This window comes from Metabacillus herbersteinensis (assembly GCF_042433335.1).
Lineage (GTDB): Bacteria > Bacillota > Bacilli > Bacillales > Bacillaceae > Metabacillus > Metabacillus herbersteinensis.
Genome location: NZ_JBHLVO010000026.1, coordinates 62,851 through 72,337, shown reverse-complemented (window position 1 = coordinate 72,337; position 9,487 = coordinate 62,851). Strand labels below are relative to the sequence as shown.

The 9,487-nt window shown below is 36.3% G+C and carries 5 protein-coding genes; all 5 read left to right on the top strand.

All coding sequences use genetic code 11. The annotated features are described in order from the left end of the window. Positions 1-287: 287 nt before the first annotated feature. The 5 genes from ACFFIX_RS21360 to ACFFIX_RS21340 all read left to right on the top strand — a co-directional run bounded on the left by ACFFIX_RS21360 (position 288) and on the right by ACFFIX_RS21340 (position 9,285). A complete protein-coding gene (locus ACFFIX_RS21360) occupies positions 288-1,175 on the top strand; it encodes an AAA family ATPase (RefSeq protein ID WP_378937683.1) in 888 nt (295 codons plus the stop codon). Positions 1,176-1,185: 10 nt separating this feature from the next. Beyond that, positions 1,186-3,102 carry a vWA domain-containing protein gene (locus ACFFIX_RS21355; protein ID WP_378937681.1) on the top strand — a complete coding sequence of 639 codons (1,917 nt, stop codon included), beginning with the start codon at positions 1,186-1,188 and terminating at the stop codon, positions 3,100-3,102. 323 nt (positions 3,103-3,425) lie between these two features. Next, positions 3,426-6,287, top strand: coding sequence for a 2-oxoglutarate dehydrogenase E1 component (sucA, locus tag ACFFIX_RS21350; RefSeq protein WP_378937679.1), 2,862 nt, complete (start codon positions 3,426-3,428; stop codon positions 6,285-6,287). Positions 6,288-6,396: 109 nt separating this feature from the next. Beyond that, complete coding sequence (gene odhB / locus ACFFIX_RS21345; RefSeq protein ID WP_378937677.1) at positions 6,397-7,671, top strand: 2-oxoglutarate dehydrogenase complex dihydrolipoyllysine-residue succinyltransferase; 1,275 nt, start codon at positions 6,397-6,399, stop codon at positions 7,669-7,671. A 255-nt stretch (positions 7,672-7,926) separates the two neighbouring features. Then, positions 7,927-9,285, top strand: a complete 1,359-nt coding sequence (locus ACFFIX_RS21340; RefSeq protein WP_378937675.1) for a sodium-dependent transporter — start codon at positions 7,927-7,929, stop codon at positions 9,283-9,285. The last annotated feature ends 202 nt before the right edge of the window (positions 9,286-9,487 follow it).

The window sequence follows — 9,487 nt, the reverse complement described above, 5'->3', positions numbered from 1 at the left end:
AACTGGACTTGGCAAGGTCCAAAAATGGCCTAAATGATGATCTCGGAGAGGTCTACTATTCTCTATAATTGCTTCAAATCCAATAAAAAAATCAAAAGGAGTTCGGAATGAGAGCATTCCGAACTCCTTTTGTCTACAAACTGAAAAGTCCGACTCCTCTTGAGTCGGACTTTTTTAAATCCTTTAGAAATCGTTTCTCTTTGAACCCCACTACTCTTTCTAGTATACTCAACCTAGATTAAGTTGAGCTGAAAAAAGTATTGCATAGAAAGTAGGAACATACCAACATGATTGATTTCGATACTTTACAACTACCTAATGAAATAAAGAAATTAGTAGAAGAACGATTTGTTAAACAACCTAGTGATGAACATAATTATTTAATTGGAAAAACAGGGTATATACCATCAGAAGAGTACCTTCTTACAGACGCAATCGTAGCATTATCACTGGGGAAAAACATTTTACTAAAAGGTCCTACAGGCTCTGGGAAAACAAAATTAGCTGAAACGTTATCCGCTCTATTTTTGCAACCAATGCACAGTATAAACTGTTCAGTTGATTTAGATGCCGAAGCTTTACTCGGATTTAAAACAATCAACAATCATGAGGGTCAAACAAACATTGAATTTGTTGCAGGACCTGTTATTAATGCAATGAACCACGGGCATTTTCTCTATATCGATGAAATTAATATGGCAAAACCAGAAACTCTACCTATTCTAAATGGAGTATTAGACTATCGAAAGATGATTACTAACCCATTTACTGGTGAAGTGGTGAAGGCCAACCATCAATTTGGTGTAATTGCTGCGATCAATGAGGGTTATGTCGGAACGGTACCATTAAATGAAGCATTAAAAAATCGATTTGTTGTAATTGATGTTCCATACATTCAAGGGAAACAGTTAAAAGAAGTGTTAGCCAGTCAATCTAAATTAACGGATGTAACAGCGCTAGATAAATTCACTAAGCTCTCCGCAGACCTTATTTTACTCGTACACAATGGACAAGTCTCGGAGGAAGCCGCTTCGATTCGCGCACTTATTGATACATGTGATCTCGCTAAATATTTACCTCCGCTACGTGCAATTGAACGAGCTATTGTCGAAAAGCTCGAGGACGAAAGAGAAAAGGCTGCAATTCGAAACTTAGCTGAAACTTTATTTGAATGAGGGATTTCATTTGAGATTTATTAAATTTAATGATCAGCAAGTTGACTCCTTTTTATTTATGGAACTATCAGATCTTGCAAAAGTATTAACGAAAAGAGCAGATACTGAGCTAGAATATTCTGTTCATTCTTATTTAAATCCACTAGATCAAAAAATATTTGTAAGTCATTTCTGGGACCATCGAGATCATACTGATATGGTTAGTGGTTTAAAAAGTGATCTTTTCCTCAGAAGTATCGGTAACTATTTTCATACACATTATGAGGAAATGACTCATTTTTTGACTAAAATAAGTTCCAACAAATTATCAAGCTTTGCAAAACAGTTATTCATCCTTTGCGAGGATTTACGGCTTGAAGAAATATGCAAAAAAGAAAGGCCAGGAACTAGGAAAGTATTTGAAAAACGCAGGGTCATGTATCGTAGACATTTTCAAAGTCAACGAACGATTAACAGTGAACGAAGCATATACACAGATGCACTTTTTAACACACTTTATTTAAAGTTAACTGCAGATACGCCACTTGAAGAAATAACATTTTCTCATGAAAGTATTCAGCTTGCACTCCCATACCTATCCTCAGAAATAGCAAAAGTTTTTGATGCAAAGGATACAAGGGAAATCATGACAATTGTTTTAACAATTGTTGAAGTTCTAGAAGATCTAGTTGAAAAAGACATGTTAAATACGTACTTTTTTCTCCCTGATTTAAACTATGATGAAGTTAAACTAGGCTCTCTTTTCGACGAAATGAAAAGAAAATCAAAATTGAAAAACAATGATGTATTGATACAAGACAAAAATGAAGAAAAAGATGTTCATGAAGACAAGTTACCAACTTGGCATCGAGAAACAAGTAAACCTACAAAAAGTTTTCTTCAATTTGATCTTGAGCAAGGCACGAAAACAAACATTAAGGGAGACGCTGCTCGTGAGGGGGAAGACGGTGATCAAGCACTAGGAACTGTTCAGGGAGCCTCAAAAAAAGCAGCGGGTAACGACTATTCCAAAATGGAAGCTTTGGAAAACAACCGTGAAGATAATGACAAGAATGGGCAATACTCTTTTGGCAAGGAAAACAAATTCGCTTATCCCGTATTTCAAAAGCCCATAGCTCCAACCGTTTTAGACATAGAAAGCTACAAAACAAATAAAGATGGAATCGTCGTCTATCAAAAAAAGCTTAAACAAATGATCCAGAAAACACTTGAACACAAAAAAACACAGCCACGGACTGATTTACATATAGGAAGACTTAATAAAAAACTAATACGACTCTTTACAGATGAAAACTCGAGACTATTTTACAAAAAAGAGCAGCCTTCACCTGAGATTGACGCTGTTTTTACCTTGCTAGTCGACTGTTCTGCATCAATGTTTGATAAGATGAATCAAACCAAACTAGGAATCACACTTTTTCATGAAGCACTTAAATCAGTTCGGGTTCAACATCAAGTTGTCGGTTTTTGGGAAGACACTAGTGATGCAACTGCGACAAAGCAACCAAACCATTTTTATACCGTTGTCCCATTTGAAGATTCCTTGAAAAGACAAACAGGTCCAGAAATCATGCAATTACAACCAGAAGAAGACAACCGAGATGGGTATGCGATCCGACATATGACAAAGCAGCTTTCAACTCGTTACGAAAAACAAAAATTTCTTCTTGTATTTTCCGATGGAGAGCCAGCTGCAATGGGTTATGAAAAGAATGGCATTATTGACACACATGAAGCAGTTATAGAAGCAAGAAAGCGGGGAATTGAGGTTATCAACGTGTTCCTAGCAAACGGGGAAATTGATGAAGGTCAGCAAAAAATGATTCAAAATATATACGGAAAATATAGTATTCTCGTTCACAAAATAGAAGAATTACCTGAACAGCTTTTTCCGTTACTAAAAAAGCTACTTCTTAAAACGATTTAATTACACTAATATACTAAATATTTTTCTTTAAATGAAGGTTATAGTCGAAAATGAAGATAAGATAAAATTATATATTTATTTGATAATTCTAATAATTTAGACATCAATTAACAAGTTTATTGAATAAAATTCATAAAATTTTTTTGAATATTTTCAGTTATCAGCTTGGAATGTGTTGATGTCAGTGTTAAAATAGTCATGGAAGCGTTTTAATATCAGACTACTATACTTGTAACACTGGATAATATTTCACGATAGTATCCTTTCTATTTTCAGAAATCAGACGGTTTCTGACTATTAAGAATAGTTGGGGGTAATTTTAGATGTCAGAAGGTACAACAAAAAGAAACTTTCCTTGGGAAGACTTTCATGGTCCTAACCTAGGGTATGTCATGGAAATGTATGATCTTTACAAAGAAGATCCAAATTCCGTTGATAAAGATTTAAGAACAATTTTTGATGAGTCGGGCTCTCCTGCTCAAGACGTAAATGAAGGCAAAAGCAGTCTTCCAAGTGAAACAAACATTCCTGTAAATGCTGTTAAGATGAAAAAAGTTGCTGAAGCGGTTAAACTCGCAAACAATATTCGTACGTATGGTCACTTAAATGCTTCTATTTATCCGTTTGAAGATGCAACTGAAAAAAATGAATTTCTTCGTTTAGAAGAGTATGATTTAACTAAAGAAGACTTATTAGAAATACCTGTTGAATTATTATGTCAAGATGCCCCAGAAGATGTAAAAAATGGCTTAGATGCCTATGAATATTTAAAAGATGTTTATAAAAAGTCAATTTCCTTTGAATTTAGTCATGTGCATAACTATGAAGAAAAAACATGGTTAAAACAAGTAGTCGAATCAGGAGAGATTTTTAAAACTCTCACTACAGATAAACGTCTTTCAATTTTGAAACGATTAACAGAAGTAGAAGGATTTGAACAATTCCTTCATCGCACGTTTGTTGGTCAAAAGCGTTTTTCAATTGAAGGCTTAGATATGTTAGTCCCTATTTTAGATGAATTAATCGCTGGTGCAGTACAAGGTGGAACAAAATCAATTAATATTGGTATGGCTCACCGTGGACGGTTAAATGTTTTGGCGCATGTTCTTGGTAAACCCTATGAAATAATATTCTCTGAGTTTCAGCATGCTCCTAATAAAGAACTTGTCCCTTCCGAAGGATCAGTTGGAATCAACTACGGTTGGAGCGGTGATGTAAAGTATCATTTAGGTGCTAACCTACAAATTAAAGATGAGAATACAGTTCGGGCTAAACTGACTCTTGCAAACAATCCAAGTCATTTAGAGTTTGTTGATCCAATTGTTGTTGGGTATACACGAGCAGCACAAGAAGTACGGACAGCAACGGGTTATCCTAAGCAAGATGTAAATGCTTCGATGGCTATTTTAATTCATGGAGACGCAGCCTTTCCAGGGGAAGGAATTGTTGCTGAAACACTGAATTTAAACAGTTTAACGGGCTATCAAACTGGTGGAACAATACACATAATTGCTAATAATATGATAGGTTTCACAACTGAAAGTCGGGATTCACGTTCTACTAAATATGCTAGTGATTTAGCAAAGGGATATGAAATTCCAATTGTACATGTGAATGCAGATGATCCAGAAGCCTGCTTGGCTGCTGTATTTATTGCGACTGAATATCGTAAACGATTTAACCGAGATTTCTTAATCGATCTTATTGGCTATCGAAGATTTGGTCATAATGAAATGGATGAACCAGCGACAACTCAGCCGAAACTTTATGAAAAAGTACGCAAACATCCTACGGCTAAAGTTTTATATGCAAAACAGCTGGAAAATAAAGGCGTTTTAACACCAGAAATTGCCGAAAAAATTGAGAATGATGTTCAACAAAAACTTGAAACAGCTTATCAAAAAGTTCCATCAAAGCGTGTTGCAGAAGTGCATGATATCCAGTTGCCAGAAACTATATTAAACGGACTACCAGATATTAAAACTGCTATTGCACATTCTCAGTTGCTTGATTTAAATCAATCTTTAATTAAATGGCCGACTAATTTTAATGTCTTTACAAAATTACAAAAAATACTTGAACGCAGAGCGAAAGCGTTCTCAAATGAAGGCAAAGCAGAGTGGGCACTTGCTGAGACTCTTGCATTTGCATCAATATTAGAAGATGGAACACCAATTCGCATGACCGGGCAAGACTCACAGCGTGGTACATTCGCGCAACGTCACATTGTTCTGCATGATAGTGAAACTGGAGAGTTTTATTCACCTCTTCACACACTTCCAAATGCAAAAGCTTCATTTGCTGTGCACAATAGTCCGTTGTCAGAAGGATCCGTTATCGGATTTGAATATGGCTATAATGTTTTTGCACCTGAAACACTTGTTATTTGGGAAGCACAATACGGTGATTTTGCAAATGCTGCACAAGTGTTTTTTGATCAATTTATCGCTGCAGGTCGTGCGAAATGGGGTCAGAAATCGGGTCTAGTTATGCTGCTACCACACGGTTATGAAGGACAAGGTCCAGAGCATTCGAGTGGAAGACTGGAACGTTATCTACAGCTTGCTGCTGAAAACAACTGGACGGTGGCAAACCTTACAAGTGCAGCGCAGTATTTCCATATATTAAGACGTCAAGCTTCAATTTTAAATCGAGAAGAAGTAAGGCCACTTGTAATCATGACACCAAAGAGTCTACTGCGTAATGCACAAACCGTTTCAGACATTACAGAATTAAGTGAAGGCAAGTTCCATTCTGTCATTGAACAATCAGGACTTGGTGAGAATGTGAGCAAAGTTAAAAGAATCGTATTATGTAGCGGTAAGATTGCAATTGATTTAACAGACAAGCTAAAAACAATAGAGATCGATAAAGATTTGGTTCACATCCTTAGAGTTGAAGAAATCTATCCGTTTCCTAAAAAGGACATTGAGACCATTCTTCAAAAGTACTCTTCACTTGAAGAATTGACTTGGGTTCAAGAGGAACCAAAAAACATGGGTGCATGGACGTTTATTGAATCAAATCTGCGGGAAGTAGCTCCGGAGGGTGTTTCTGTTAATTATATCGGTAGACAAAGAAGACAAAGTCCTGCAGAAGGTGATCCGAATATTCATAAAAAAGATCAAGAGCGTATTGTTACAGATGCTTTAACATGGAATAACTTAATCTTAAGCATAAGATAAATTACGATAATAGGCAATGTGAGAGCAGCACCTAAGATGATTTTATCAATAAGTATTTTAATAAAGTTGGTAAATGTTGCTCTAACACGCCGACCTAGGGGGAACTAACATGGCTGAAATTATAGTACCTGAATTAGCAGAATCGATTTCTGAAGGAACAATTGCGCAATGGCTAAAACAACCTGGTGATGCGGTTGAAAAAGGTGAATATTTAGTAGAACTTGAAACGGACAAAGTAAACGTTGAACTAATTGCTGAGTTTTCAGGAGTTATTAAAGAGTTGCTCAAAGAATCAGGTGACACGGTTCAAGTAGGAGAGGTTATTGGGGTCATTGACGAAGGTGGACAAGCTACTTCTAAAGTAGAGGAAACTCCTAAAGAAGAAGTCAAAGCTCAGGAATCAACACCAGCTCCAACTCAAGTACAAGAAACAGTTTCCGCGACAAATGAAGAAGGAAAAAAACAACAACGTCCAATCGCATCTCCAGCTGCACGAAAACTTGCGAGAGAACGTGGAATTGATCTTCAGCAAGTTCCAACAGTTGACCCATTAGGCCGACTAAGAAAACATGATGTTGAAGCATATAATGAGCCGAAAAGTACTCAGCAACAAACACCAGCTAAACCGGCAACTGCTCCAACAACTCAAAAGCTACAATCAACACAGGTTGAACAACCAGGTAAACCTGTCGAACGCTTAAAAATGACTCGCCGTCGTACAACAATTGCGAATCGTCTAGTAGAAGTACAACAAACAGCTGCGATGTTAACAACATTTAACGAAGTTGATATGACAAACGTGATGGATGTAAGAAAGCGTCGTAAAGACAAATTCTTTGAGCAACATGATGTTCGTCTTGGTTTTATGTCATTTTTCACTAAAGCAGTCGTTGCAGCGCTTAAACAATATCCATTACTAAATGCAGAAATTCAAGGTAATGAAATCGTTAAAAAGAAATTCTATGATATCGGGATCGCCGTTTCAGCACCAGAAGGTCTCGTTGTACCAGTTGTTCGCGATGCAGACAGATTGAATTTTGCTGCAATTGAGGGAGAAATATTAGATTTAGCTCTTAAAGCACGCGATAACAAATTAGCATTAAAAGATTTACAGGGTGGAACGTTTACGATTACGAATGGTGGAGTATTTGGCTCATTGTTATCGACTCCAATCTTAAACGGACCGCAAGTTGGTATTCTAGGTATGCATAAGATTCAACTCCGTCCAGTTGCGATTGATGCAGAACGTATGGAAAATCGTCCTATGATGTATATCGCATTATCTTATGACCATCGAATTGTTGATGGAAAAGAAGCGGTAAGTTTCCTAGCAACTGTAAAAGAACTACTAGAAGATCCAGAATCCTTATTATTAGAAGGATGATATAAAAAAAGAAGGCAGAATGATCCTTTAATGCGATCATTCTGTTTTTTTATTTAGGCAAGTACGTCCTAAAAAAGAGCATTTATTAGGTATTGCATAATATTATTATGTTAACTAATAAAACTATTCTTTACCTTCTCCCTTTTTTTTTGTTACAATAGACTTTATATTTTCAAAATTTGTTCAACAGGTTTAGATCATCAAAAGCTTTAGAAATTATAACTATTTTTATTAGGAAGACTTACGAGGTGAAGTATGAAGAATAATGTTGATCAATGGTCATCAAAGCTATCATTTATTTTAGCTGCAGCGGGATCGGCGATAGGTTTAGGAGCGATTTGGAAGTTTCCCTATGTTGCTGGTACAAGTGGTGGGGGAGTATTTTTCTTAATCTTTATTTTATTTACTGTGTTAGTTGGATTACCACTGCTGATAGGCGAGTTTATAATTGGCCGAAGTACACAAAAGGATGCCATTCAATCTTATAAGCAAATTGCTCCAAACACAGGCTGGCGTTTTGTCGGAAGATTGGGTGTTGTTACATGCTTTATCTTACTGACGTTTTATAGTGTTGTAGGTGGTTGGATATTAATCTATATAGGTATTGGTTTAACAGGCGGACTCACTGGATTAACAGAAGTTCAATATGGGGAATTGTTTGGACAAACCATTACGAATCCGTTTCTCGTTCTAGCTTCACAGTTAATCTTTTTGCTTATTACTGCATTTATTGTGGCAAAAGGGGTTTCAAATGGGATAGAAAAGGCGAGTAAAATTATGATGCCCGCTTTGTTTTTAATTTTTCTCTTTCTCATTATTCGATCTGTAACCTTAGATGGAGCTATGGAAGGAATAGAATTCTTTCTTTATCCTGATTTTTCGAAAGTAACATCAGAAGCTATCTTGTTTGCGATGGGTCAATCATTTTTTGCTCTTAGTGTTGGGGTGTCTGTAATGGTTACGTATAGTTCGTATTTATCGAAAAAAGAAAATCTGCCACAATCAGCGCTTGCAATTGTTATTTTGAATTTAATTGTAGCTCTATTAGCAGGTTTAGCAATCTTCCCAGCAGTATTTTCTTTTGGTTTAAAGCCAGATGCTGGTCCGGTGTTGTTATTTAATGTGTTACCAACTGTTTTCAATCAAATGCCATTCGGAATTTTATTCTTAATTGCGTTTTTAGTACTATTCCTTTTTGCAACTCTTACATCCGCTTTTTCTATGCTAGAGCTAATTGTTGCACCTCTTGCAAAAGGGGATTCAAAAAAGAAAAGTATGTACTCTTGGATTATTACCATCGTCATTTTCATCTGCGGAATTCCTGCAGCACTTTCGTTTGGCGTCCTAAGTGAAGTGACTATTTTTAACCTATCTATTTTTGATGCATCTGATTTTTTAGTTAGTAACATTTTAATGCCTTTAGGAGCGTTGCTTATTTCAATTTTTGTCCCTTTAAAGCTATCAAAACAACAATTAATGGATGAATTAACACAAGGGTCTTCGATTGGGAAAAAGCTTTTTACTATATGGTTTATTCTATTAAAATATGTTGCCCCAGTTGCAATCATTCTTGTTTTCTTAGATGTACTAGGTTTTCTAGAATTTTTGAAATAAAAAATGAGAGAGGCGGACACTGTTCTGCCTCTCTTTTATGACATATAAGAAAGTGAAAAATTGGATACTAAGTCTGCGTTTTTGAATCCAGCTCCAGCGCCTAGCCCCTCGAGGTCATAAGTCAATTCTAAATTGAAGGCAAAGACCGCCTTCTATTTAGAATCGCCTTATGCTTGTCGGGGCTGACCAAGGCGCTTGCGCT

Bases quoted from the DNA above. Each gene is read 5' to 3' on its own strand.
- ACFFIX_RS21340 (WP_378937675.1), top strand. From the start codon at position 7,927: ATGAAGAATAATGTTGATCAATGGTCATCAAAGCTATCATTTATTTTA.
- odhB (WP_378937677.1), top strand. From the start codon at position 6,397: ATGGCTGAAATTATAGTACCTGAATTAGCAGAATCGATTTCTGAAGGA.
- ACFFIX_RS21360 (WP_378937683.1), top strand. From the start codon at position 288: ATGATTGATTTCGATACTTTACAACTACCTAATGAAATAAAGAAATTA.
- sucA (WP_378937679.1), top strand. From the start codon at position 3,426: ATGTCAGAAGGTACAACAAAAAGAAACTTTCCTTGGGAAGACTTTCAT.